We start from the raw sequence: 24,290 nt of genomic DNA on the forward strand, positions 1-24,290 counted from the left end.
CACTGAGAGCGCTCTCAGAGAACTCTGCTGTTCCACCCCCAACCAGTTGGAACGACGAAGGGCAATCTCCATGAGACGCACCAGAATCATGCGCGCGGCCCTGGCCGTGCTGCTCCTGCTCGGTGCCGGAGCGACCGCGAGCACGGTCCCCGCCACCGCCGAGGAGAAGCAGCCCGCCTCGGCCGGAGTCCTCACGGCGATGCAGCGGGACTTCCACCTCACGAAGGCCGAAGCGAAGGCGAGGCTCGCCGCCGAACAGCGGGCCACCGCCCTGGAGCCCAGGGCCCGCCGGGCCGCCGGAGCCTCCTTCGGCGGCTCCTGGTTCGACGCCGGCACCAACGAACTGACCGTCGGTGTTGCCCGGGGCGCATCCGCCACGACCCTCCGGGACGTCCGGGCCACCGGTGCGACCGTCCGGACCGTCGCCCACAGTGCCCGCGAACTCTCCGCCGCCCAGGGGAGGTTGGACAAGCTGTCACCACCGGACGCGGTCAGCAGCTGGCACGTCGACCACGAGGCGAGCACGGTCGTCGTGAACGTCGTCGAGGGCAAGCAGACTGACAACGATGTCCGCTCCTTCCTCGACCGGGCCCGTGCGGCAGGCCCGATCACCGTCGAACAGGTACCCGCCGCGCCCACGACCTTCGCCGCCGGAACCGTCGGCGGTGACCCCTTCTACACCGGCAACGTCCGCTGCTCCATCGGCTTCTCGGTCCACGGCGGCTTCGTGACGGCCGGCCACTGCCGCCAGCCGAGCACGGCGGTGTACGGCTGGGACCGCTCGTACATCGGCAACTTCCAGGCGGGCACCTTCCCGGGCGACGACTACGGCTGGGTCAGCGTCGGCAGCGGCTGGTGGACCGTCCCCGTGGTGCTCGGCTGGGGCACCGTCTCCGACCAGCTCGTGCGTGGCTCCCGCGTGGCGCCCGTCGGCTCCTCGATCTGCCGCTCGGGATCGACCACCCACTGGCACTGCGGCACGGTGCTCGCGATGAACGAGACCGTCAACTACAGCCAGGGTGCGGTCCACCAGATGACCAAGACCAGCGTCTGCGCCGAACCCGGTGACTCCGGCGGCTCGTTCATCAGCGGCGACCAGGCCCAGGGCGTCACCTCCGGTGGCTGGGGCAACTGCTCCAGCGGGGGCGAGACCTGGTTCCAGCCGGTCAACGAGATCCTCAACCGCTATGGCCTGACGCTGCACACCGCCTAGGCGAACGACCGTGTGGGCCCGGCCTGTTCGCGCCGGGTCCACACACCTGTTGGGTCGACCGGCCGGACCGACAGTCCGGCTCAGGTGACGTCGCCCACCGAGAAGACCCCCGGCCCGCTGACCCCGTACAGCACGTCCCCCACCAGCAGGGGTGGAACCGCACTCGGGCTCAGCTCCTCGAAGGAGCGGCCCGCCGTGTCGAAGGACGGGGCGGTGCGGCCGATCTCCTTGCCGGTCCCCGGGTCGAGGGCCAGGACGCTGGTGTCCGGCATCATGACGTACAACCGGCCCGCGTGGTAGGCGGGTTCGCTGAAGACGCGCAGGTCGCGCGAGCTCGACCACAACGGCTTGCCCCGCTTCACGTCGAGCGCGAGCAGGGTCTCGTTGCCGTAGTCGAAGATGTACATCGTGTCGCCCTCCACCAGCGGCGGCGCCTCCGGCTCGACGCTCCAGGGGAAGTCGATGCGACGGGTCTTCCCGCTGTCGAGGTCCTGCACGAAGAAGGCGGCGGAGACACCGGAGTCGTCCTCCCAGCGCGCGTAGTACGCGGTGCCGTCGTGGACTGTGGCCAGCCACAGATCGCCCTTCGGCGCGTCGACGCCGCCCAGGGTCCTGCCGGTCTTCACGTCGAGACGGGCGATGCCGCCGTCCCCGCCGCGCAGATCGGCGTAGAGCGTGTCCTCGGGGCCCTCGTAGAACGGGCCCGACGAGGTGGAGGTCAGCTCGCGGCGCCACAACTCCGCGCCCGTGCGCGGCTCGTACGCCGCATAGCGCGCGGTGTCGGAGGGGCCGAGCCGATCCAGGCGTACGAGCAGCACACCGTTCAGGATGTCGAACTCGCCCAGCGGGCCCTTCAGTTGCCACAGCCGCTTGCCGGTCCTCCCGTCGAAGGCGTCGACGCCCTCCGAGCGGTCCGCGCTGTTGGCGAAAACCACGCCGTCATGGACCACGGGTTGACGTATCGAGAAGCTGCTGACCTGCTTGCGGCTCATGGGCTTCGTCCAGTCGACGTTTCCCGTCGCCGGGTTAAGCCGGGTCAGGGCGATCTGCTCGGAGGAGCAGAAGACGCCGAGCGCGTCGGGAACGCAGGACGGGCCGAGCATCATCCCGTCGGCACCGTCGTCAGCCATGGTGTTGTGCCAGGGCCGCCAGCCGGCCGGCGCTGCTTTTGCCGGCGTCGTCCCGGGGGCGGTGCGGACGACCTCGCCGGCCGGGCTCGTCGAGTCGCCGGCCACCACGGCGGCCACGGCCGCACCGGCCCCTCCGAGGACGGCAACGACGGCTACGGCGGCCCACAGTCTCCGCGCCCGGCGGGGCCGCGGTCCGGTCGGCTCGGAGGTGCCCAGCGGTGCCGTGGCCGGGTCCGGCGCCACGATCTCCGGCGACCGCTCCGGGGCGGGACCTGCCTCGGCCTGGTCCTCCGTCAGCCCCGCCAGTCTCTCCAGGACCTCGCTCGACGTCGGCCGGTCCGCGGGCTCCTTCGCCAGGCACTGCGCGACCAACGGGCGCAGGCGCTCGGGCAGTTCGCGCAGCCTCGGCTCGCCGTGCACGGTGTTGTACGCGGCCAGATAGGCGTTCTCCGCGGCGAACGGGCTGTGCCCGGTCGCCGCGTACACGAGCACCGCGCCCAGGGAGAAGACGTCCACCGCGGAGCCGACCTCGTGCGGGCGGCTGAACTGCTCCGGCGCCATGAACGGCGGCGAGCCCATCACCATGCCGGTCTGGGTGCGGACATCGCTGTCGGCCGCCCGCGAGATGCCGAAGTCGATGACGCGTACGGCACCGTCGTCGCCCTCGCTCTCCAGCAGCAGCACATTGCTCGGCTTGAGATCCCGGTGCACCACCTCCGCGCGGTGGATCTCCCGCAGGGCCTCGGCGAGTTCGGTGCCGAGGCGGTGCAGGGCGGGCCAGTCCAGCGGTCCCCCCTCGTCGACCCGGTCGGCGAGCGTACGGCCCGGGACGAACGCGGTGGCCATCCACGGCCGTTCCGCGTCCGGGTCGGCGTCCACGACCGGTGCGGTGAACGCGCCGCTGACCCGGCGCGCGGCGGCGATCTCCTGCCGGAACCTGGCCCGGAACTCGGGGTTGCCGGCATAGCGAGCGTGGACGACCTTGACGGCGACGGCCCGGCCCGAGGCCGACCTGCCGAGATAGACGACGCCCATGCCGCCGGTCCCGATCCGCGATTCGATCCGGTAGCCGCCGACAGACTCCGGGTCGTTCTCGCGCAGGGTCACCGCGTCTCCTTCACCGCTCGCGGCCTGGGCGGTTCCGGCCCGGACCCTTCTGACAGGGACCCCTCACTCTAGAGGGGCCCCGATCCGCGGGGGCGCCGATCGCGGCCCTGCCGTCGGGCCGAACCCGGCGGCATCACCGTTCGCAGGAGGAACGCAAGGGGTCAATCCCGGCACCTGGCCCTATTCTGAGGAGGCATGAAGGGGGCTCGGGGCGGGAGTGCGTTCGGTGAAGTACCGGAATCGGAGGGGTCGTTCGGTCCGCTCGTCGTCGCCGGACAGCCGATGTACCTGAGGGCCGCGTATGTCGAGCTTCCCGCGGAGAACCCCGACCCGACCGTGCTGCCCTCGGTGACCCTGCCCGGACGTGGCTGGGACCCCGGCGGAGACCCCGGCGAACTGCCCCTGCCCCCAGGGCAGTTGCTGGCGGGCCAGTACCGGCTGATCCGCCCCCTCGGGTACGGCGGTATGGGCGAGGTGTACCTCGCGCTCGACACCAAGGTCGACAACCGCGAGGTCGCCATCAAGATGCTGCACCCCGATCAGGCGGCGGCCGCGTCGGGCGCCCTGGCCCGGGAGCGGCGGGCCCTGGTCGACCTCGGCCACGACGACATCATCCGTGTCTTCAACTACGGGCATCATCCCGAGGTGGGTGACTTTCTCGTCCTGCAGTACGTGGACGGGCTCACGCTGGAGGAGGTCAGGGCACGGGCCAAGCTGAACCCGGCCGAGTTCGGCGACCAGCGCTTCCACGAGTTCGTCCTGGCCTACGGGGTGCGGATCCTGTCCGCCCTCGCCTATCTGCACGCCGACCGGCCCGCCAAGGTCTACGGCGACCTCAAGCCGGGCAACGTCATGCACGACGGCACCACGACGAAGATCATCGACGTCGGGAGCGTCCGCCCGGCCGGCACACCGGGAATGACCACGGACGGCTTCAGCGCACCGACGGTCGGCCCGAACGGCGAGTCCAGGGGCCAGGACGACCTGTTCAGCCTGGGCGAGACCCTGCGGAGGCTGAGCGGGCTCGGCACGGGGGCGGAGGATCTGGCGCGGCTGGGGGATCTGAGGATGCTGGCTGCGGGGGCTGCGGGGGCTGCGGGGGCTGCGGGGGCTGCGGGGGCCGATGAGGCGCTGCCTGTCGAAGGCGGGCCCGGCCCGACAGCGTCCCTGCCCGCCGAACGGAACCGGCGTGCCGAATCCGCACCGCCCGCCCAGTCGCTCTCGCCCGCCAAGGAACCCTGGGCCATCCACGACGCCACGGCCCCCGTCCCCCGCGGTCTCGGTCTGCTCTCTCTCGCCCGGGTCCTGCACCGCGCGACCCTGGACGAACCGGCCGGCCGGTTCGCCGACGCCCGGGAGATGGACGAACAACTACGGGGCGTCTTCCGTGAGTTGAGGTCCCTGCGCACAGGTACCGAGACCTTCGAACCCTCGCCGCTGTTCCTCCCGTCCCCGTACGCCCTCGACGGCGCCCTCGGCTCCGCGCCACCCCTCGCCCACTGGACCGCCCCCGACGCCCCGTCGCCGTTCGCCCCGCCCTCACCCGCCGAGGTCGCCCAGCGCTTACCCGTCCCGCGCCCCGACCCCCACGACGAACACCACGCCGAGCTGAGCAGACTCGCCGACGCCGCCCCGGAGGCCCTGCTGCAGCACATAGGGGACTGGCGGGACTCCACGGAGGTCCATCTCCTGCGCTGCCGCCTGCGGTTGCGGAACCCGGCAGACGGACCGGACGCCGCCGAACGGGAACTACGGGCGGCCGAGGCGCGCATCGGCCGCCGACGCGCCCCCTACGACTGGCGGCTGGACTGGCACCGCGGGCTGTTGGCGCTCGCCCGGGACCAAGTCACCATGGCCTGGCACCACTTCGACCGGGTGTACGCGGCGATCCCCGGCGAGTACGCCCCCAAGCTGGCCCTCGGCCACTGCGCGGAACGCCTCGGCCGCTGGCACGAGGCCCTGACCTTCTACGAGGCGGTCCGGCTGCGCAACCCGTCCCTGGGCAGCGCGGCCTTCGGCGCCGCCCGCGCCCGCCTGGCCCGGGACGGAGAAAGGGCGCGCGAGGAGGCCGTACGCGAACTCGACGCCGTACCGCAGCATTCACGGCACCGGACCGCGGCGCGCACGGCTGCCGTGCGGATCGGTATCGAGTACGTGCGGACGGCCGAGCGCGACGACGAGGTGCCGCAGCGGCTGGGCGAGGTGCTGCGACGCCTCGCACTGCTCTTCCACGCGCACGGACTCACCGACGAGGAGGCCAGGGTCCGGATGACCGTCGAGGTGTGGGAGGCCGTGGAGGGCGCCCTAGCCCGCGGTGCCCTCGACGCGGACGGGCTCGCGGACCTGTCCGCCGGCGCCGACCCCCGCCTCGGTCTCGCGCCCGACGAGCACGCGCTGCGCGAGGATCTCTCCCGCCGCTATGTCACCCTCGCCCACCAGGCCGCCCGCTCCGCCGCCCCCGCGGACGCGGCCGTCGCCGAGATCCTCCTGGACCGCGCCTACGAGGTCCGCCCGCTCGCCTTCCGACATCACAGGGACAGCCCATGGCTCGGCAAGAGAGTCGCCGACTGGCTCCGGACGGTCGCTTACGCACCCTCGCACCGGACACCGCCCGCCTCGGGCGGGCCGTCACCGCCGTAGTCGCCGAGCTCGGCCGCCGTATCCACCGCTACGCCTGGCCAGCCACCGCCGGCCGCCGCAACCGCGGCTATCTGCGGGACCGGCTCGTGGCGCTGCCGCTGCTCGTCCTCGTCGCCTTCGGGGCGCTCGGCTGGACCTACGCGGGCGTGCGCGGCGACTCCGCGTACATCCGGGAGCGCGCCGCACCCGCGCTGGTCGACCTCGCGGACGCCCGCGCCTCGCTGCTCATCGCGCAGGGCGAGGCCGAGCGGAACCTCGCCGAGGGACGGGCCGCCGAGCTCAGCGGACTGAGCGACCGGTACCGGACCCGGATCGCCCGCGCCACCCAGAGCCTGAACCAGGTCACCCGCAGCGGCGCCCTCACCGTCGCCGAGGAGCAGGAGCTGCGGGTGGTGTCCGCGCTGGTCGTCGACTACACCGGCTGGATCGGCCGGGCCCAGGGTGATGCCACCGACCCGGTCCTGCGCGACGCCGAACTCACCTACGCGCGCAGCATGCTCTGCTCCCAGGCCGTCGCCGCGAGCCGCAAGAACCCCTACCCCGCCTGCCCGGCCGCGACCGGCTACGGCGCGACCGCGATCGTCGACCGGGTCACCGGTCTGGAGAACCAACTGCGTGAACGGCTCGCCGAGCGGGCCGCCTGGGGCGCGGGTGCCATCACCGCGGCGGTCGTCGCCGCGCTCGCCTTCGCCCTGCTCGCCGCCGGTCTCTGGCGCACGGTGTCCTTCCTGCGCCGCCGCTTCCGGATCCGGCTCAGCGTCCCGCTCGCGGCCGCCGCCCTGCCGTTGCTCACCGTCCCCTTCCTGACGGCCGACGCCCTGCTCGCCCTGCACGCCCAGCACGGGACCGTCCGCATCGCGGACACGCTGGCCGAGCGGACCTCGCCGGCGACGGAGACGGTGGCTGAGGAACGCCCCTTCGCCGGACCGGACCCGCGGGCCATCGAGACCCTCCAGGCGCGGATCGACGACGGCCTGGCGGACGGGCGGCTCGCCTTCCTCGACGGGATCGCCCCGTTCGTGTTCCCCATGGGCCTGACCGCCGCGGCCCTGATCGCCGGCACCCTGCACGCCTACCGCCGCGAATACCTCGTCGTCACCCGCCCGGGAGCCGCCGCATGAGCCGCCGTAAGAGCTGCCGTACGAGCCCCCGCATGAGCCGCCTCCTGCGTGCCTTGCTCGCGGCCTGTCTTCTCTCCCTGGTTCCCGGCTGCGCGTCGGACACCCGCGACCCGCTCGTCGTCCTCGGACCCTGGACCGGCGAGGAGGGCAAGGCCTTCGAGGCCGCCCTCGACACACTCGACGACGGGACCGGACGGACGTACACCTACGAGGGCACCCGCTCACTCCGCGAGACGCTCGTCTCACAGCTGGAGGCCGACGACCCGCCGGACGTGGCGGTCCTCAACAGCATCGGCGAACTCACCGAGTACGCCCGCCGAGACAAGCTGAAGCCCCTCGCCGAGCCGAGCGCCGAGCGCGCCTATCCGCCCTGGGCGCCGACGCTGATCGTGGACAGCAAGCGGCGCACGTACTGGGTGCCGCTGAAGGTCGACCTCAAGAGCCTCGTGTGGAGCAAGAAGGGCGCCCCGAGCGACCGGCCCGTCTGGTGCGTGGGCCTCGCCTCGCAGGCCACCTCCGGCTGGCCCGGCACCGACTGGATCGAGGACCTGCTGCTCCACCAGGCGGGCCCCGACCTCTACACCGAGTGGGCCATGGGCCGCCTCGACTGGCGCGACCCGGCCGTCGAACGCGCCTGGACCACCTGGGCGCAGCTGCTCGGCAAGCGCTCCCCGGCGTCCGTCGAACGGTCCCTGACCACGTCGTTCGAGGGCTCCTCCACCCCTGAGGGACAGCCGCGCGGCCTGCTCGACTCACCCGGCTTCGACTGCACACACGAACACCAGAGCGCCTTCATCCGGTACGTCTACGCGGGCGACGACGTGACCGTGGAACCCTCGGCCCGCTATCTGGACGGACAGTCCGCGTACCGGGACGTCTTCGAGGTCGCGGGTGACATGGCCGCCGTCTTCAGCGACGACCCGGACGCCCAGGAACTCGTCGAGCGGCTGTCGAGCCCGACCGGGCGCGAGCGCTGGCGGGCCGAGGCGGATCCCGCGGTACGGCCGCTGTTCCCGGACACGGCCGGACTGTCCCCGCCGGCCTCCGTGACCCCGGTCGAGCGGGAGATCAACTCGCTGCTCATCTCCCGGGCCCGCATCCTCTGCTTCGACGCCTCCGACGTGATGCCGCCCGAACTCCGCGATGCCTTCCACCGCGCGGTCCTGGAGTTCTTCCGCGAGCCGACCCAACGGCAACTCGATTCGCTGCTCCAGCAGTTGGAGGTCGTACGGACCCAGGTGAACGCGGACTCCGGCACCGACCGCACCTTCCGCCCACCGCAGGGCATCTGCGCGTGAGCGGTCCGCGCCGACCGAGTGCTCGCCCTGGCGGAGAACGCGGTCGTGGGCCCGAGCTGACATGGTGGTGTCATGTGCTGGAGTGCGACGGCGGATCTCGTGGCGGGCGCGGCCGTCGTGTCCGTCGGAGCGGCCTGCCTGATCCGGACCCGCCACGCCGGAGAGCTTCCCCTCGCCGCACTGCCGTTGCTGCTCGGCACCCACCAGCTGGTCGAGGCACAAATCTGGCACACCGGCGGAGGCACCGGCGCGGCCACCGCCGCCTGGGCCGTCATCGCCCTGCCCGTGCTCGCCCTGTGGGTACCGGTAGGCGTGTGGTGCGCGGTCGCGGGCCCGGCCAGACGCCGGGTGACGGCGCTCGTGGCGGTGGGCGCGGTGACGGCGGGCTTCCTCGCGTACAGCCTCGCGACCCGCCCGGTGCGGGCCGAGATCCGCGGACACACCATGGCCTACGTCATCGGACTGCCCCGGGCGGAACTGCTCGTCGCGGGCTATCTGATCGCCACGGTCGGCGCACTCCTGCTCTCCGGCGACCGCTGGCTCACGGGGCTCGGAGTCCTGGCCGGGGCGGGCGCGCTGGTCTGCTGGCTGCTGTGGCGGCTGGAGTTCGTGTCGACCTGGTGCGCGCTGGCGGCGGTCTGCTCGGTGGTCCTCTACGGGTGGGTACGCGGACGGGCCACACGGGGAGGTCGATGGTCGGTGCCCGCGCCGTCGCACTGCCGGGACAGTGCGTAGCCGCCTGCGCCGGGCGCCTTCCCCAGCGGTGTACATCGGGGCCGACCGCCGACAGCCCCACCCATGCCCCAAGTCAGCGCTTGACGAGGACCTTGAGGCTCTTGCGGTCGGCCATGTCCCGGTAGCCGACGGGAACGCCGTCGAGCGTGGAGGTGACGTCGAAGACCTTGCCGGGCTCGACGGCGCCGCTGAGGATGTCGGGCATCAACTCCTCGTTGTAGGCGCGCACCGGAGCCGGTCCGTCGGACAGGCGGATGTGGTGGCGGAAGAGGCTGCCGAAGCCGATGGGTGCCTCCTCGTACTGGGGCACGCCGACGCGGCTGATGACGCCGCCCGGGCGGACGATGCCGGTGGGCTGCTGGTAGGCGGGCATGTTGCCGACGCACTCCAGGACGACATGGGTGCCGTGTCCGCCGGTCAGTTCCCGCGCCGTTCGAGCCCCAAGGGGATCTGGAGCTCATGACCGACTCGAATCCGGCCCGCGTGACGCTGCTGGCGCTGTATTCGCCCCGGCTTGAGGAATGCCGGCGCTTCTACGAGATCCTCGGCCTGCGTCTCACGGCGGAGCGGCATGGCCGGGGCCCGAGCGCTACGCGGCCGTCCTGGGCGGCGCGGTTTTCGAGCTCTATCCAGCGCGTGTGGACCGGGAGACCGGTGTGCTCCGTCTGGGCCGGGCGTCGACGGCACGACGGCCACCCCACCGCTCACCCCTGGGCGCCACCTGCTCACCGACCCGGACGGACGAACCGTCGAGGTCCACGCCTCCTGAGGGCCGCCGGCCGGCCACGGTGACGGGGGAGGGCTTCAAGGCGCGAAGGGAAGATCATCCGGGCCGAGCAGGACGTTTCCGGAGCGCGGAGTACACGAGCCCCTTCGTCGCCTTCCGCGAGCGTGGCGCGGGCGCACGGCTGCTGCCGGCTTCGGCGACTTCGACGGTCGGCGCGGACTCCTGTCGGACCGGTCGCTACCAGATGGGGCTATTCAGGCGGGCGGCCGCCCCGAGCTCTCCCGGACCACCAGCTCCGGCACGGAGACGGGATGCGGGGCGATCGGCGCGGATTCCTCCAGCACCCCGTGCAGCAGGGCGAACGCGGCCCGGCCCAGGCCGGTGAAGTCCAGGCGTACGGTCGTCAGGGACGGCGTCAGATAGGCGGAGTGCGGGGCGTCGTCGAACCCGGCCACGCTCACCTCGCCCGGCACCGGACGACCGGCCTCGTGCAGGGCACGGAGCACACCCAGCGCGAGGTCGTCGTTGCCGCACAGGACCGCGGTGACGGACGGGTCCCCGGCGAGTTCGAGGCCTGCCGCGTGGCCGCCCGCAGGTCCCCAACTGCCCTGCACGGGGCGGGGTTCCGGGGCGCCGGCCTCCTTGAGGGCCTGACGCCACCCGCTGGTGCGGGCGCTGGTGCGGCGAGTGCTGGAGGGGATGGCGACGAAGTGCACGGTCTCGTGGCCGAGCGCCAGCAGATGCCGGGTCGCCTGGTAGGAGGCCTCGCGGTCGTCGGTCCACACCCATGGCCGGTTGTCGGTGGGTGGGCTCGCCGGCGTCTCGACCACCCCGACGACCGGCAGCCCGGCAGGCACCGCCTCCAGGGCCCGGACGCCTGCCGGGTCGTAGGCGATCACGATCAGTCCGCCGCCCGCGTCGGCGGCGCGCTGCACCTCGGCGGTGACGGCGGCCTCGTCGGCCGATTCGAGGACGCCCACCCCGACCGAGTACGCTGCCGCGCGGGCCGCCTCCTCGACACCCTGGAGGATCGAGGCGTAGCCGTAGTGGGTGGTGTTGGCGGTGAGCACGGTCACCGCCCTGCTGCGGCCCCTGGCCAGGGCGAGCGCGGTGGCGTTGCGCCGGAAGCCCAGCTCGTCGATGGCGGCGAGGACGCGGTCCCGGGTCGACTGCTTGACGTTGGGGTGGCCGTTGATCACCCGGGAGACGGTCTGGTAGGAGACCCCGGCGGCCGCGGCGACATCGCGGATGCTCGCCGAACTGCGGGTGTGACCGGTCACATTCATTGCAGAAGTCTGACCGGTCGCCAACGGGACGTCAAGCGAAGGCACCGGTCGTCAGCGGGGCTGATACGACCTGGGCAGCGGCATACCCCGGTCGGCCATGATCTGCCGTACGTAGTCGGGGTAGTCGGTGATGATGCCGTCCACGCCCATGTCCATGAGCGCCTCCACGGTGGCCGGGTCGTCACAGGTCCACGGCACGACCTTGAGGCCGCGGGCGTGTGCCTCCCGGACCATCGTCCGGTCGACGTAGAAGCGGAAGCCGGGGTCGCCGACCTTGCCGCTCTGCGGGAAGCCGTAGTTGGGGGAGAGTGCCCTGACCCCGGGGACGGTGGCGGCGGCCCTGACGAAGTCGCCGCCGTAGTCGTCGGCGTCGATCCCGCCGAGCCAGGGGGAGGCGCCGGGCTGCCCGACCTGGAGGAAGTCGTAGTTGGTGAGGGCGACGAGCGGCCACCTCGGGGCCAGCTTGTGCATCGCCTTCAGCGCGCCCCAGTCGAACGACTGGATGGTCACCTGCTTCTCGATGCCCGAGCGGTGGATCTCCTGGTACACGCGCCGCACGAACAGCTCGCGTGGCGCGGTCTGTTCGGGCGCGCCCGCCTCGACCTTCGTCTCGACGTTCAGCTTGACCTGCTTGGCGCGGTAGCTCTTGACCAGGTTCAGGACGTCCTTCAGCTCGACCATCCGGAAGCCCTTGACCACCTCCTGCTCGGGGAAGCCGGGCAGTTGCCGGTAACCGCAGTCCATGGTCCTGATCTGAGTTAGCGTCAGATCCTTGATGTACTTGCCGACATACGGGTACATCGGATCGCCGGGCGTCACGGGTGCCGTGTCACGGCACTTGACCGCGCTGATCTGCCGGTCGTGGTTGACGACGACCTTGCGGTCCTTGGTGACATGGGTGTCCAGCTCCAGCGTGGACACCCCGAGACGCAACGCCTTGCCGAAGCCCTCCAGGGACTCCTCGGTCGTCATGCCGAGACCACCGCGGTGGGCCTGGAGGTCGAAGTACGGCTTGGAAACGGGCAGTTGGTGGCCGTCGAGCGCCGTCGCGGGCGCGGTGGCCGACAGGGTGAGCATCGGCGCCAGCGCCAGGCCGGCGAGGACATGTCGTGCGGACATCGACACCTCACTCGTGTGGGTCGGGACGTCCACAGACGCTAGTGAGAGCTCGGTCCGGTTCAACCCCTCGGACGTGATCCCGCCGTGAATGTCCGGGGAACGCCGTCCCGGTCAAGTGTCACGCCCCGCGTACGGCGGCTGCCGGACCGTACGGCCCGGCAGCCGCCCCAGCTCACCGGGGCGTCAGTTGCGGCGCCCCGCCGGATCGTGCACGGCGCTGTCCCGGCCGCCGCCGGAGACCGGTGCCGGTACGGGCTCCGGCTCCTTCGCCCGGTCAGCGTGCCCCGGCCACCACGCCGCATGGCCGATCAGGGCCGTGAGGCTCGGGGTGAAGAACATCGCCATGACGAACGCGGCGACGGCGATGCCGAAGGAGACCGCGAAGCCCATCTCGGTGAGGAGGGAGTTCCCGGCCAGCATCATGGTGGCGAAGGTCGCCGCCAGGATGAACCCCGCGGCGGCCACGGTGGGTCCGGCGTGCCGTACGGCCATGCCGGCCGCCTCGCGTGGTTCGCGGCCCTCGCGGGCCTCCTCCCTGAGCCGGGCGATCATGAGGATGTTGTAGTCGGTGCCGATGGCGACCACGAAGAGATACATGATCACCGGGAGCATGAACATCAGTCCCGAATGACCCTGCCCCTCCTGGAAGATCCAGACCGTGGCACCGAGCGTGGCGCCGAAGCCCAGGCCCACCGACGCCATCAGGTACCAGGGGGCGACCACACTGCGCAGCAGCAGCCCCAGGATGAGCATGATCAGTGCGGCGGCGACGGGGAAGACCGTCCTGTAGTCGTGGTTGACTGCCGCGTCGATGTCCTTGTAGATCGAGGACATGCCTCCGACCAGGGCCTCGGTACCCTCCGGGGCGTCGGAGTGCGCGACGTCGCGGACCTTGCCCACCGCCTCGATGGCCTTGTCCGTCGACGCCTCGTACTTGAGCGTGACGGTGAAGTCCGCGGTCGTACCCGCCCTGTTGACCTGGGACATACGGGCACTCGCGACCCCGTCCACGGCCCCGAGCTTCTGCGCGTACGCGTCGAAGGCGCTCTTGTCCAGGGGACTCCCGTCGGTGCTGGAGAGGTAGACGTCGGTGGGCGCGGCGGCGCCCGCCGAGTACGCCTTCTGCATCTCGTCCTGGACGACCATCGACTCCTTGGTCTTCGGCATGGAGCCCGACGCCAGGTCGAAGGTGGCCTTGTAGCCGAGCGTCCCGAGCGACAGCGCGACCAGGATGAGGCCGGAGACCGCGGCGACGAGGGCCGGGCGGTTCTGCACACCCCGGCCCAGGGCGGCGAACCGGGCGTTGTCCGGCTCCCGTTGCCAGGACTTCGAGGGCCAGAAGACCTTCGGGCCGATGAGGGAGACGACGGCCGGGATCAGCGTCAGGCCCGCGATCAGGGTGACGGTGACCGCGATCGCGAGCGCCGGGCCCATCTGCTTGAGGAAGCCCAGCGTGGACAGCACCAGCGCGAGGAAGGCGATGATGACCGCCCCGGCGGCGGAGGCGATGGCCTCGCCGACCCGGTCGACCGCGTTGACCATGGCCTGCTTCGGTTCGTCACCGAGGCGCAGGCGTTCTCGGTAACGGAACATCAGGAACAGGAAGTAGTCGGTGCCCACGCCGAACAGCACCACGATCAGGATCGACGAGATCGAGCTGTTGGCCTGCAGATCGAAGAGCTTGGTGGCGTACGCGATCAGTCCGTTGGCGATCGCGGACACCAACCCGATCGTGATCAACGGCAGGAAGGCCAGGATCGGCGCCCGGAAGATGATCAGCAGGGTCACCAGGATGATGACGAAGGTGCCGATGCCGATCAGTGCCTCGCCGCGCTTGGACGAGTCCTGCTGGTCGAGGGCCTGGGCGGCGGAACCGCCGAGCTTGACGTCGAGGTCGGTGCCCTTCGCGAGCTGTTTGACGTCGTCGCGCAACACCTCGGCCGCGTCGGCCTGTTTGGGCTGACCGGCGTTCTTGCTGTCCATCTGGACCAGGGTCAGGGCGTACCTGCCGTCCTCGGACGGCTGGCCGGGGACCACCTTCTGCACCTGGTCGATCTTCTTCTCGCCCAGTTCGGTGGTGATCCGGGCGACGTCCTTCTTGTCCTGGGCGGTCAGCTTGCCGCCGTCGGTGCGCTGGTACAGCGCGATCGCGGAGGGGGTGAAGGCGCTGGGGAACGCCTTCACCTGGAGGTCCGCGGCCTTGATGGATTCGTAGCTCTTTGGCAGAAAACTGCTCTCGTCGCTGTTCGAGGGCAGGCTCGGGGCGGTGGCGACGATCGCCACGGCGGCGATCAGCCAGGCCACGATCGTCCAGACGGGATGTCGGACGACTGCGTTGCCAATACTTCGGAACATGCGGGGTGTCCTCCTGGACAGGAAGATCACCGCAGCCCGGGGAGCGGTCCCTGGCACCGGCGACCCCGGCCGTCCCGCAGGGCACTCCCCCCGTCGAACGGCCGGACTGGTTGTCTTGGGCTCACATCGTAGGGATCACCGGTGGAGATCGCTTCAGGGGGCCCCGGGGCCACCCGTCGTCGTGGCCGAAGACAGTCGGTCCGGGAGGGGAACGAGTGGGCGCGCCCCGGGTGTCACGCATGCCGCTACCAGGTCGGCATCATGCTCTCGGGGTAGCGGGAGCCGGCCGCGCCGTGCGGAAGGATCTCCTGGATGCGGGCGAGGTCCTCGGAGGTGAGGTCGACGTACGCGGCGCCGACGTTCTCCTCCAGACGGCGGGGGCTGCGCGTGCCCGGGATGGGCACGATGTCGTCGCCCTGGGCGAGGAGCCAGGCGAGGGCCAGCTGGGTCACCGTGACGCCCTTGGACTCGGCCAGGGCGGTCAGCTCGCGGACGGCGGTCAGGTTCTTCTCGTAGTTCCCCGGCTGCCAGCGCTCGTCCCAGCTGCGCATGTCGTCGGACGGGTACTCGGAGGCCGGCTTCACCGCGCCGGTGAGGAAACCGCGGCCCAGCGGCGAGTACGGCACGAAGCCGATGCCCAGCTCGCGCACCACCGGCAGTACGTCCCCCTCCACGGCCCGCTCGAACACCGAGTACTCGGTCTGGAGCACCGAGACGGGGTGGATGGCGTGGGCCCGACGGATGATCTCGGGTCCGGCCTCGCTCAGGCCGAAGTACCGCACCTTGCCTTCCGCGATCAGCTCGCCGACGGTTCCGGCCACGTCCTCGATGGGTACGGCCGGGTCGACCCGGTGCTGGTAGAGCACGTCGATGTGGTCGGTGCCGAGGTGGCGCAGGCTGTTCTCGGTCACCTCGCGGATGTGCTCGGGACGGCTGTCGAGGGCGCCGAGCTGCGTGGGGTCACTCAGGTCGAAGCCGAACTTGGTGGCGAGGACGACGCCGTCGCGCACATCCTTCACCGCCCGGCCGAGCAGCTGCTCGTTGCTGCCGGTGCCCATGCCGTACAGCTCTGCGGTGTCGAAGAAGGTGACGCCCAGCTCGTAGGCGCGGCGGATGGTGGCGATGCCGCCCGGCTCGTCACCGGAGCCGTAGGCCATGGTCATGCCCATCGTGCCCAGGCCGACGGCGCCGACCTCCAGACCCTGGGTGCCGAGCCTGCGGTGGGGGAGGTTCCTGTTGTGCTGTGTCATGCCTCCACGCTAGGAATCCAGCGCCGGGGAGTCATGGGGCACCGATCGCATAGGGTTGCCTGATCCTCTCAATCGACGGATTGAAGCCTCTCGACCGAAGGGCGCTCTCATGCTGGACCGGCTCGCTCACGCCATCGAGCGGCACTGCGCGGGGCCGTGGTCGGAGACCGCCGTGCCCAAGCTGTCGCTGGTCGCGCTCGACGAGCTCATCGAGCCGATCGAGGTGACGTACGAGCCGATGATCTGCTTCATCGCCGACGGCGCCAAACGGACCGTGGTGGGTGAGCGCAGTTGGATCACCCCGCCCGGCGAGATGGCCTTCTTCACCCTCGACCTGCCGGTCACCGCGGCCTTCGAGAAGGTGCCCTACCGGGCCGCCGTCATGCGGCTCGACAGCTCGGCGCTCGCCGCCCTCCAGCTGGAGCTGGCGGAGGCCGGCCCGCCCTCGGCGCCGCCGGCCGCCGCGGCGGCGGTCACCGCGCCGATGGCGCCGGAACTCGTCGACGCGGTCACCCGCTGGGTCGACCTCCTCGGCAGTCCGGAGGACATCGGCCCCCTGGGCCCCCGTATCGAGACCGAGATCCTCTACCGGCTGCTGCGCAGCCCGCTCGGGCCGGTGCTGCGGCACTGGTCGCCGGCCGACTCCGCCGCCTCACGGATCCGTACGACCGCCCGCTGGATCCGGGACCACTACGCCGAGCCACTCGGCATCGACGAGATCGCCGAGGTCGCCCGGATGAGCCCGGCCACCCTGCACCGCCACTTCAAGGCGGCCACCGGGATGAGCCCTCTGCGGTTCCAGAAGCACCTGCGGCTCCGCGAGGCCCGACGGCTGCTGTTCGCAGGGGATGTGACGGCGGCTCAGGTCGCGCAGGAGGTCGGATACGTCAGTGCCACCCAGTTCAACCGTGAGTACCGCCGTGCCTACGGTCTGCCGCCCGGTCGGGACTCGGCGCAACTGCGCAGCAGGCTGGCCGGGTCCCGCGAGGTGCCGCTGCTGCACGACGGGTCGGGGGCGACGCCGTGAGCGGCGGTCCCGCGACTGCCGTCTCGGCGTCGTACCTCGCAGGACGGTGAACACTTCGCCAACTTCCTGTATGCGAACAGGGTTCGGTAGTGACAGGGATCAAGCACTTCGTGTACTTTTCAAGTAAAGGGAAAGTCAAATGACCTGGGAGGCGATGGTGTTCGATCTGCGTACCGAGGCCGAGATGAGGCTGCACTCGGACAGGATGGCGAAGGAGCTCGCCGCGAAGAAGCAGCGCGAGGCGGGTGGCGAGGAGCAGGTGGTTGCTGATGCGACCGTCGCCACCGAAGAGGAGCAGGCCGTCTGAGGGTCGAGGGGTGAGGGGTCGCGGCTCGAAGAATTCTTGTGGTTCTCCTCACCCTGGTGCTCGCTAATTTACTAGGACGTCCTACTATTTTCTCAGTCCGCGCTCTTCGACGCGTCTTGGGAAGGCTCCGCAATGAGCGATCTGCACCGCCCCGCGCACCCCGTCCGTCTGGTCACCGCTTCGGCGCTGTTCGACGGCCACGATGCCTCGATCAACATCATGCGGCGGATCTTCCAGTCGCAGGGTGCCGAGGTCATCCACCTCGGCCACAACCGCTCCGTGCGGGAGGTCGTGGACGCGGCGCTCGAAGAGGACGCGCACGGCGTGGCGGTCTCGTCGTACCAGGGCGGACACGTCGAGTACTTCGAGTACCTGGTCGCCTCGCTGCGCAAGCAGGGCGCGGAGCACATCAGGGTGGTCGGCGGCGGAGGCGGGGTCATCGTGCCCGAGGAGATCACCCGGCTCCGGGAGAGCGGGGTGACGATCTTCTCTCCCGAGGACGGCCAGCGGATGGGCCTGGCGGGGATGGTCAACACGGTCGTACGGGACTGCGACTTCGACCTCTGGGACGGCAAGCCGGCCGACCTCACCGCGGTCCTGGCCGGCGACCGGTTCGCGATCGCCCGCGCCGTCACCGGTGCCGAACTGGGCAAGCTGCCCCCGGAGTTCCTGGCTGAGCTGCGGGCCACGGCGGCCGCGCGGCACGTGCCGGTGCTCGGCATCACCGGCACCGGCGGCTCGGGCAAGTCCTCCCTGACCGACGAGCTGGTGCGCCGGTTCCGGGTCGACCAGCGGGACGCGCTCCGTATCGCGGTGATCGCGGTCGACCCGACCCGTCGCCGGGGCGGTGGCGCGCTGCTCGGCGACCGGATCCGGATGAACTCCCTTGACGGGGACCGGGTGTTCTTCCGCAGCCTGGCCACCCGCGGCAGCCGCGAGCTGCCCGAGCATCTCTCCGACGTGATCGACGTGGTGAAGGCCGCCGGGTTCGACCTGGTGATCGTGGAGACGCCCGGGATCGGCCAGGGCGACGCGGCGATCGTGCCGTTCGTCGACGCCTCGCTGTATGTGATGACGCCGGAGTTCGGCGCGGCCTCGCAGCTGGAGAAGATCGACATGCTCGACTTCGCCGACGTGGTCGCGATCAACAAGTTCGAGCGGCGCGGCGCCAAGGACGCGCTGCGGGACGTCGGCCGCCAACTGGTGCGCAACCGCGAGGCGTTCGGCCAGCGGCCCGAGGACATGCCGGTGTACGGCACCTCCGCGGCCACCTTCAACGACGACGGCGTCACCGCCCTCTACCAGCACCTGAAGAACACCCTGGTGGAGAAGGGTCTGCCGCTGTCCGAGGGGTCGCTGGACCCGGTGGACGTACGCCACTCCTCCGGCATCCGCCAGGTGGTACCCGCCGACCGGGTGCGCTACCTCGCCGAGATCACCGACGCCGTCCGCGGATACCACGCCGAGACGCTTCAACTGGCCGAGCGGGCGCGGCGGGTGCAACGCCTGGAGATCGTCGAGGGCGAGCTCGCCGACGCCGGCCTGGACTCCGAGGACGTACGGTCCCTGCTGACCGAGGCGCGCCGGCAGCTGCCGTACGAGATCACGGAACAGATCACGAACTGGCCGGCGGTGATCGCCTCCTACTCCGGCGACGAGCAGGTCGTGACGATCAGGGACAAGGAGATCCGCACCAAGCTGACCCGTGAGTCCCTGTCCGGCAACAGGATCCCCCGGGTCGCCCTGCCCCGCTTCACCGACCACGGGGAGCTGGTGCGGTTCTGGCGCGGCGAGAACCTGCCGGGCCACTTCCCGTTCACGGCCGGGGTGTTCCCCTTCAAGCGCGACGGCGAGGACCCGGCGCGGATGTTCGCCGGCGAGGGCGACCCCTTCCGCACCAACCGCCGCTTCAAGCTCCTGTCGGAGGGCCAGCCGGCGACCCGCCTGTCGACCGCCTTCGACTCGGTCACCCTCTACGGCCGCGACCCCGACGAGCGCCCCGACATCTACGGCAAGGTCGGCACCTCCGGCGTCTCGGTCGCCACCCTGGAGGACATGAAGGCGCTCTACGACGGCTTCGACCTGGTGGCGCCCACAACCTCCGTGTCCATGACGATCAACGGACCGGCACCGGCGGTGCTGGCGTTCTTCCTCAACACCGCGATCGACCAGCAGCTCGACCGGTTCCGTGACCAGGAGGGCCGCGACCCGTCGCCCGAGGAGGCGGCCGAACTGCGGGCGCACGCGCTGGCGAACGTGCGCGGCACCGTGCAGGCCGACATCCTCAAGGAGGACCAGGGCCAGAACACCTGCCTGTTCTCCACCGAGTTCAGCCTGCGGATGATGGCCGACATCCAGGAGTGGTTCATCGAGCGGAAGGTCCGCAACTTCTACTCCGTGTCCATCTCCGGCTACCACATCGCCGAAGCGGGCGCGAACCCCATCAGCCAGCTCGCCTTCACCCTGGCCAACGGCTTCACCTACGTCGAGGCCTACCTCGCGCGCGGGATGCGCGTCGACGACTTCGCCCCGAACCTGTCGTTCTTCTTCTCCAACGGCATGGACCCCGAGTACTCGGTGCTCGGCCGGGTCGCCCGCCGCATCTGGGCCGTCGCCATGAAGGAGAAGTACGGCGCGGGTGAGCGCAGCCAGAAGCTGAAGTACCACGTCCAGACCTCCGGACGCTCCCTGCACGCCCAGGAGATGGACTTCAACGACATCCGCACCACCCTCCAGGCCCTCATCGCGATCTACGACAACTGCAACAGCCTGCACACCAACGCCTACGACGAGGCAGTCACCACCCCCACCGAGGACTCCGTGCGCCGGGCCCTGGCCATCCAGCTGATCATCAACAGGGAGTGGGGCCTGGCGATGAACGAGAACCCGCTCCAGGGGTCGTTCATCATCGACGAACTCACCGACCTGGTCGAGGAGGCCGTACTCCAGGAGTTCGAGCGGATCAGCGAACGCGGCGGTGTGCTCGGCGCGATGGAGACCGGCTACCAGCGCGGCCGGATCCAGGACGAGTCGATGCTGTACGAGCAGCGCAAGCACGACGGCTCGCTGCCCCTGATCGGCGTCAACACCTTCCGCAATCCGCACGCGGACACCGCGGAGCCCGGCGTCGTCGAACTCGCCCGCGCCACCGAGGAGGAGAAGCAGTCCCAGCTGGAGCGCGTACGCGAGTTCCACGCCCGCCACCAGGACGAGGCCCGGGTCGCACTGGACGCCCTCAAGGACGCGGCGGTACGCGGCGACAACGTCTTCGCCGTCCTCATGGACGCCACCCGGGTCTGCTCCCTCCAGCAGATCACCGAGGCCTTCTTCGAGGTCGGGGGGCAGTACCGGCGTAACGTCTGAGGCCTGGGGGAGTGGGGCCTCGCGGCTCCTGGAGCGGCAGAAGGCCGCCGTCCCTCGCCTCGGCAAGGAACTATGTGCCCTGGTCGAGGCCGGCGTCCGGACCGCCGCCACCCCGGACGCCCTCCACCGGGTGGCCGAGGGCGGAGATCCCCGAGGTCGACATCACACCCACCGAGACGGGCCCCACCGTGGTCCTGGCCACGGGGGAGGCCCTCTTCGTCGCACCGGACCTGCACCAGCGGGAGCCCGGTCGGCACCAGGGTGAGTGGAGATCAGCGGCCCACCTCCGGCTCCACCGCCGACCCGAACTCCACGGCGCTCACGACATGCCGCAGGAAACCCGCCGCGGTGCCGCCGTCGCAGACGCGGTGGTCGAAGGTCAGGGAAAGGGTGACGACCTTGCGCACCTCGACTCGGCCGTCCACCGCCCACGGCCGGTCGGTGATCCGGCCCACGCCGATCATCGCCACCTGCGGGTGGTTGAGGATCGGCGTGGCGCCGTCGACGTCGAGCACACCGTAGTTGTTGAGCGTGAACGTGCCCCCGGTGCGATGTCCGGTCGGCAGCGCGTCACGCCGGGCGAGTTCGGTCAGGCGCCGCAGCTCCGCCGCCAACGCGTCCGGCGACAACCGGTCCGCATCCCGTACGACGGGCACGACCAGGCCCTCCGACGTCTGCGCGGCGAAGCCGAGATGGACCTGGGAGAGCCGGACCACCTCCCCGCGGTCGCCGTCGACACGGGAGTTGAACTCGGGGAACTCGGCGAGCCCGCTGAGACAGCCCCGCGCGAGGAGTGTCAGCAACCCCACGCCACGGGAAGCCCGTTCGGCGAGCAGGGCTGTGGCGTCCACATCCGCCCAGATCGTCACAGCGGGCGTGTCGCGATGGGAGCGGAGGTATTTCTCTGCTGCCGCCTCCATCGGGACACGGACGTCGGATCTGCCACCGGTTCGAGAGACTTTCGGGGCGGACCAGCGCTCCGACGCCCCCGTCCCGTAGCCCGTCAGCACCGCACCCGAACCGGATTCGGATTCCGCCACGGTGAGCAGCGGTGCTCCCACCTGTACGACCTCACCGGCCGGGCAGTGCAAGGCAGTTACGGTGCCGGCGAACGGACTCGGCAGTGCCACCGCGGACTTGGCCGTCTCGACCTCGGCGACCACCTGATCGTGCGCCACGGTGTCGCCCACCGCGACCTTCCACTCCAGGAGTTCGGCGTCCGTCAGCCCCTCGCCCAGGTCCGGGAGAAGGAACGTGCGGCCGGACACGGGCGGCGCGGGGCGGCCGGCCGGTCGCCGGTCGAGGCCCGACAGCCGGTGCAGCCCGGCCAGTACACGCGGAACACCGGGAAGGTACGCGCCCTCCAGCAGCGGCGGGGGACAGGGCGTGTCCAGGCCCGTGACACGCAGCACCGGTGCGCGCAGGGCGTCGAAACACCGCTCCTGCACCAGCGCCGCGATCTCCGCGCCGACGCCCGCGAACCCCTGGGCCTCGTGGACGACCAGACAGCGGCCGGTGCGCCGTACGGACTCGGTGAGCGTACGGTCGTCCAGCGGGACCAGGGTGCGCAGGTCCAGCACCTCGACGTCCAGGCCGTCGGCGGTGGCCTCCGCGGCCGCAGCCAGGGCCAGGGTGACCGAGGGGCCGTATGCGACCAGTGTGGCGTCGGTGCCGGGACGGCGGATCGCCGCGGTGCCGAACGACTCGGTGCGGGACGGCAGTTCGGCGATCTCCTTGGTCCAGTAGAGGCGCTTCGGCTCCAGGAAGATCACCGGGTCCGGGTCCTCGATCGCCTCGCGCAGCAAGGAGTAGGCGTCCGCCGCCGTCGCCGGGACCACCACCTTCAGGCCCGCCGTGTGCGCGTAGTACGCCTCGCTGGAGTCACTGTGGTGCTCGACCGCGCCGATCCCGCCGCCGTACGGGATGCGCACCACGATCGGCAGTCCGAGCCGGCCCCGGGTGCGGGCCCGCATCTTGGCCATGTGCGAGGCGATCTGCTCGAACGCCGGGTAGGCGAAGGCGTCGAACTGCATCTCCACCACGGGCCGGAAGCCCGCCATCGCCAGCCCGATCGCGAGGCCCGCGATACCGGCCTCGCTGACCGGGGTGTCGAAGCAGCGCCGGTCGCCGAACCTGTCCGCCAGTCCGTCCGTGATGCGGAAGACCCCGCCGAGGCGGCCGACGTCCTCCCCGAAGACCAGCACACGTTCGTCCGCGGCGAGCGCGTCGCGCAGGGCCGAGTTGAGGGCCTGTGCCATCGACGTCGAGGTCAGGGCCGGTGCCGTCGGGGCTGGTGCCGTCGGGATCGGTTCGAGTGCCTGGGCCATCTCAGCGCCTTTCCAACTCGTCGTGCAGCGCCTCGCGTTGGGCGCGCAGCTGGGGGGTGGGGGTGGCGTAGACATGGTCGAGCAGGGCCGCGGGGTCCACCTCGGGGTCCGCCGCCAGCCGCTCGCGCAGCCGTGCCGCGTACGCCTCGGCCTCCTCCGCCACGACAGTGACGTCCGCGTCGGTCAGCAGGCCCCGGTCGTGCAGCGCGGCCTCCAGGCGGGCGAGCGGGTCCCGGGCGCGCCAGTGCTCCTCCTCGGTGGCCGTACGGTAGCGGGACGGGTCGTCGGCGCTGGTGTGCGGGCCCGCCCGGTAGGTGTGTGCCTCGACCAGCCAGGGCCCGCCGCCGGTGCGCGCGTCCTCCACGGCGGCGGTCAGCACCGCGAGGACGGCGGCCGCGTCGTTGCCGTCCACCTGCTCCGCGCGGACGCCGTAGCCGATGCCCTTGTACGCCAGACCCGGCGCCGCGGTCTGGGCGGACAACGGCACGGAGATGGCGTACCGGTTGTTCTGGATCAGGAACACCACCGGCGCGCGCAGCACCCCGGCCAGGTTCACGGCCTCGTGGAAGTCGCCCTCGCTGGTGGCGCCGTCGCCGACCAGGGCCAGGGCGACTGTGTCCGCGCCCTTGAGGCGCTCGCCGTGGGCCAGTCCGACGGCGTGCGCGGCGTGGGTGGCCAGCGGGGTGCACTGCGGTGCCGTGCGATGACGTGTGGGGTCGTAGCCGCAGTGGGCGTCGCCGCGCAGCAGGGTGAGCGTCTCGACGGGGTCGATCCCGCGGCTGATCAGCGCCACGCTGTCGCGGTAGGTGGGGAACAGCCAGTCTGTCGCGCGCAGCGCGAGGGCGGCGCCCACCTGACACGCCTCCTGACCGAGGCTCGACGGGTACACCGCGAGCCGCCCCTGCCGGGCCAGTGCGGTCGCCTGCTGATCGAACCGTCGCCCCAGGACCATTCCGCGGTAGGCCTCAAGGAGGAGTTCAGCAGAAGGGGCTCCGTCTTTGTCCAATTCTTGCAAAAAGGAAACCGGAACCTGGGAGGGGAGCCAGAACGACGGATCTACCCGGTCTCCGGGCTCCTTATGAAAGGGCGTATCTCCCATGGCCCATCTGCCTTTCGTCAAGGACTGTGCGCCAAGGATGTTGTCCGCTCTCCCAACTGCCCTGCAGGGGCTGTCGAGTGAAGCATCGTTGAACATTGAGCACCCTGTTCAGCTGGTTGAACGAGGAAGGGAATGTGTCAACCGGGCGTCAATGCAAGGATAATGTGGCCGTTGCCTGCGAGTTCC

The 24,290-nt window shown here is 71.0% G+C and carries 17 protein-coding genes; 8 read left to right on the top strand and 9 right to left on the bottom strand.

All coding sequences use genetic code 11. The features are described 5' to 3' along the window. The first annotated feature begins 70 nt into the window (after positions 1-70). Positions 71-1,213: a S1 family peptidase gene (locus tag AB0D34_RS01370; protein ID WP_362654687.1), complete on the top strand. Its 1,143-nt coding sequence runs from the start codon at positions 71-73 to the stop codon at positions 1,211-1,213. Positions 1,214-1,293: 80 nt separating this feature from the next. On the opposite strand, the gene AB0D34_RS01375 is transcribed toward AB0D34_RS01370, so the two are convergent. Then, entirely contained in the window at positions 1,294-3,450 is a 2,157-nt protein-coding gene (locus AB0D34_RS01375) for a PQQ-binding-like beta-propeller repeat protein (protein ID WP_362654690.1), read from the bottom strand. A 195-nt stretch (positions 3,451-3,645) separates the two neighbouring features. Here AB0D34_RS01375 and AB0D34_RS01380 point away from each other — a divergent pair, with 195 nt between their 5' ends. From AB0D34_RS01380 to AB0D34_RS01395, 4 genes are all read left to right on the top strand, one after another. Continuing rightward, entirely contained in the window at positions 3,646-6,090 is a 2,445-nt protein-coding gene (locus tag AB0D34_RS01380; protein WP_362654693.1) for a tetratricopeptide repeat protein, read from the top strand. Next, complete coding sequence (locus AB0D34_RS01385; protein WP_362654696.1) at positions 5,994-7,211, top strand: hypothetical protein; 1,218 nt, start codon at positions 5,994-5,996, stop codon at positions 7,209-7,211. The genes AB0D34_RS01380 and AB0D34_RS01385 overlap by 97 nt, the downstream gene beginning before the upstream one ends. Next, a complete protein-coding gene (locus tag AB0D34_RS01390) occupies positions 7,208-8,509 on the top strand; it encodes an alpha-glucoside ABC transporter substrate-binding protein (RefSeq protein ID WP_362654699.1) in 1,302 nt (433 codons plus the stop codon). The genes AB0D34_RS01385 and AB0D34_RS01390 overlap by 4 nt, the downstream gene beginning before the upstream one ends. 72 nt (positions 8,510-8,581) lie before the next feature. Continuing rightward, entirely contained in the window at positions 8,582-9,244 is a 663-nt protein-coding gene (locus AB0D34_RS01395; protein ID WP_362654702.1) for a DUF6629 family protein, read from the top strand. A 73-nt stretch (positions 9,245-9,317) separates the two neighbouring features. Here AB0D34_RS01395 and AB0D34_RS01400 read toward each other — a convergent pair whose 3' ends face one another. The 5 genes from AB0D34_RS01400 to AB0D34_RS01420 all read right to left on the bottom strand — a co-directional run bounded on the left by AB0D34_RS01400 (position 9,318) and on the right by AB0D34_RS01420 (position 15,981). Continuing rightward, positions 9,318-9,665 carry a hypothetical protein gene (locus AB0D34_RS01400; protein WP_362655370.1) on the bottom strand — a complete coding sequence of 116 codons (348 nt, stop codon included), beginning with the start codon at positions 9,663-9,665 and terminating at the stop codon, positions 9,318-9,320. Between the two features lie 560 nt (positions 9,666-10,225). Beyond that, entirely contained in the window at positions 10,226-11,257 is a 1,032-nt protein-coding gene (locus tag AB0D34_RS01405; RefSeq protein WP_362654705.1) for a LacI family DNA-binding transcriptional regulator, read from the bottom strand. A gap of 51 nt (positions 11,258-11,308) precedes the next feature. Further along, positions 11,309-12,376: a glycerophosphodiester phosphodiesterase family protein gene (locus AB0D34_RS01410; protein ID WP_362654708.1), complete on the bottom strand. Its 1,068-nt coding sequence runs from the start codon at positions 12,374-12,376 to the stop codon at positions 11,309-11,311. A gap of 183 nt (positions 12,377-12,559) precedes the next feature. Next, positions 12,560-14,731 carry an MMPL family transporter gene (locus tag AB0D34_RS01415; protein ID WP_362654711.1) on the bottom strand — a complete coding sequence of 724 codons (2,172 nt, stop codon included), beginning with the start codon at positions 14,729-14,731 and terminating at the stop codon, positions 12,560-12,562. Positions 14,732-14,976: 245 nt separating this feature from the next. After that, positions 14,977-15,981, bottom strand: a complete 1,005-nt coding sequence (locus AB0D34_RS01420; RefSeq protein WP_362654713.1) for an aldo/keto reductase — start codon at positions 15,979-15,981, stop codon at positions 14,977-14,979. A gap of 109 nt (positions 15,982-16,090) precedes the next feature. Here AB0D34_RS01420 and AB0D34_RS01425 point away from each other — a divergent pair, with 109 nt between their 5' ends. The 3 genes from AB0D34_RS01425 (at position 16,091) to icmF (ending at position 20,678) form a co-directional block, all read left to right on the top strand. Next, positions 16,091-17,008: an AraC family transcriptional regulator gene (locus AB0D34_RS01425; protein WP_362654715.1), complete on the top strand. Its 918-nt coding sequence runs from the start codon at positions 16,091-16,093 to the stop codon at positions 17,006-17,008. A gap of 139 nt (positions 17,009-17,147) precedes the next feature. After that, complete coding sequence (locus AB0D34_RS01430) at positions 17,148-17,315, top strand: hypothetical protein (RefSeq protein WP_362654718.1); 168 nt, start codon at positions 17,148-17,150, stop codon at positions 17,313-17,315. A gap of 132 nt (positions 17,316-17,447) precedes the next feature. Further along, on the top strand, positions 17,448-20,678 hold the full coding sequence (icmF, locus tag AB0D34_RS01435) for a fused isobutyryl-CoA mutase/GTPase IcmF (RefSeq protein ID WP_362654721.1): 3,231 nt from the start codon (positions 17,448-17,450) through the stop codon (positions 20,676-20,678). Between the two features lie 70 nt (positions 20,679-20,748). Here the strand turns inward: icmF and AB0D34_RS01440 are convergent, their stop codons facing one another. The 3 genes from AB0D34_RS01440 to AB0D34_RS01450 form a co-directional block, all read right to left on the bottom strand. Further along, positions 20,749-20,880 (bottom strand): hypothetical protein, encoded by a 132-nt coding sequence (locus tag AB0D34_RS01440; RefSeq protein WP_362654724.1) that lies wholly within the window; start codon positions 20,878-20,880, stop codon positions 20,749-20,751. Positions 20,881-20,950: 70 nt separating this feature from the next. Continuing rightward, a complete protein-coding gene (locus tag AB0D34_RS01445) occupies positions 20,951-23,005 on the bottom strand; it encodes a 2-oxo acid dehydrogenase subunit E2 (RefSeq protein ID WP_362654727.1) in 2,055 nt (684 codons plus the stop codon). Between the two features lies 1 nt (position 23,006). Next, the gene (locus AB0D34_RS01450; RefSeq protein ID WP_362655373.1) at positions 23,007-23,957 is read right to left on the bottom strand and encodes a thiamine pyrophosphate-dependent enzyme; all 951 of its coding nucleotides are present in this window, start codon (positions 23,955-23,957) and stop codon (positions 23,007-23,009) included. Between the last annotated feature and the right edge of the window lie 333 nt (positions 23,958-24,290).

The organism is Streptomyces sp. NPDC048420 (assembly GCF_040651535.1).
In the GTDB taxonomy this organism is placed as follows: Bacteria; Actinomycetota; Actinomycetes; order Streptomycetales; family Streptomycetaceae; genus Streptomyces.

What these genes read in the sequence shown, in the direction of transcription:
- AB0D34_RS01370 (WP_362654687.1), top strand. Translation starts at nt 71, where the DNA reads ATGAGACGCACCAGAATCATGCGCGCGGCCCTGGCCGTGCTGCTCCTG.
- AB0D34_RS01380 (WP_362654693.1), top strand. Translation starts at nt 3,646, where the DNA reads ATGAAGGGGGCTCGGGGCGGGAGTGCGTTCGGTGAAGTACCGGAATCG.
- AB0D34_RS01385 (WP_362654696.1), top strand. Translation starts at nt 5,994, where the DNA reads ATGGCTCGGCAAGAGAGTCGCCGACTGGCTCCGGACGGTCGCTTACGC.
- AB0D34_RS01390 (WP_362654699.1), top strand. Translation starts at nt 7,208, where the DNA reads ATGAGCCGCCGTAAGAGCTGCCGTACGAGCCCCCGCATGAGCCGCCTC.
- AB0D34_RS01395 (WP_362654702.1), top strand. Translation starts at nt 8,582, where the DNA reads ATGTGCTGGAGTGCGACGGCGGATCTCGTGGCGGGCGCGGCCGTCGTG.
- AB0D34_RS01405 (WP_362654705.1), bottom strand. Translation starts at nt 11,257, where the DNA reads ATGAATGTGACCGGTCACACCCGCAGTTCGGCGAGCATCCGCGATGTC.
- AB0D34_RS01410 (WP_362654708.1), bottom strand. Translation starts at nt 12,376, where the DNA reads ATGTCCGCACGACATGTCCTCGCCGGCCTGGCGCTGGCGCCGATGCTC.
- AB0D34_RS01415 (WP_362654711.1), bottom strand. Translation starts at nt 14,731, where the DNA reads ATGTTCCGAAGTATTGGCAACGCAGTCGTCCGACATCCCGTCTGGACG.
- AB0D34_RS01420 (WP_362654713.1), bottom strand. Translation starts at nt 15,981, where the DNA reads ATGACACAGCACAACAGGAACCTCCCCCACCGCAGGCTCGGCACCCAG.
- AB0D34_RS01425 (WP_362654715.1), top strand. Translation starts at nt 16,091, where the DNA reads ATGCTGGACCGGCTCGCTCACGCCATCGAGCGGCACTGCGCGGGGCCG.
- AB0D34_RS01430 (WP_362654718.1), top strand. Translation starts at nt 17,148, where the DNA reads ATGACCTGGGAGGCGATGGTGTTCGATCTGCGTACCGAGGCCGAGATG.
- icmF (WP_362654721.1), top strand. Translation starts at nt 17,448, where the DNA reads ATGAGCGATCTGCACCGCCCCGCGCACCCCGTCCGTCTGGTCACCGCT.
- AB0D34_RS01445 (WP_362654727.1), bottom strand. Translation starts at nt 23,005, where the DNA reads ATGGCCCAGGCACTCGAACCGATCCCGACGGCACCAGCCCCGACGGCA.
- AB0D34_RS01450 (WP_362655373.1), bottom strand. Translation starts at nt 23,957, where the DNA reads ATGGTCCTGGGGCGACGGTTCGATCAGCAGGCGACCGCACTGGCCCGG.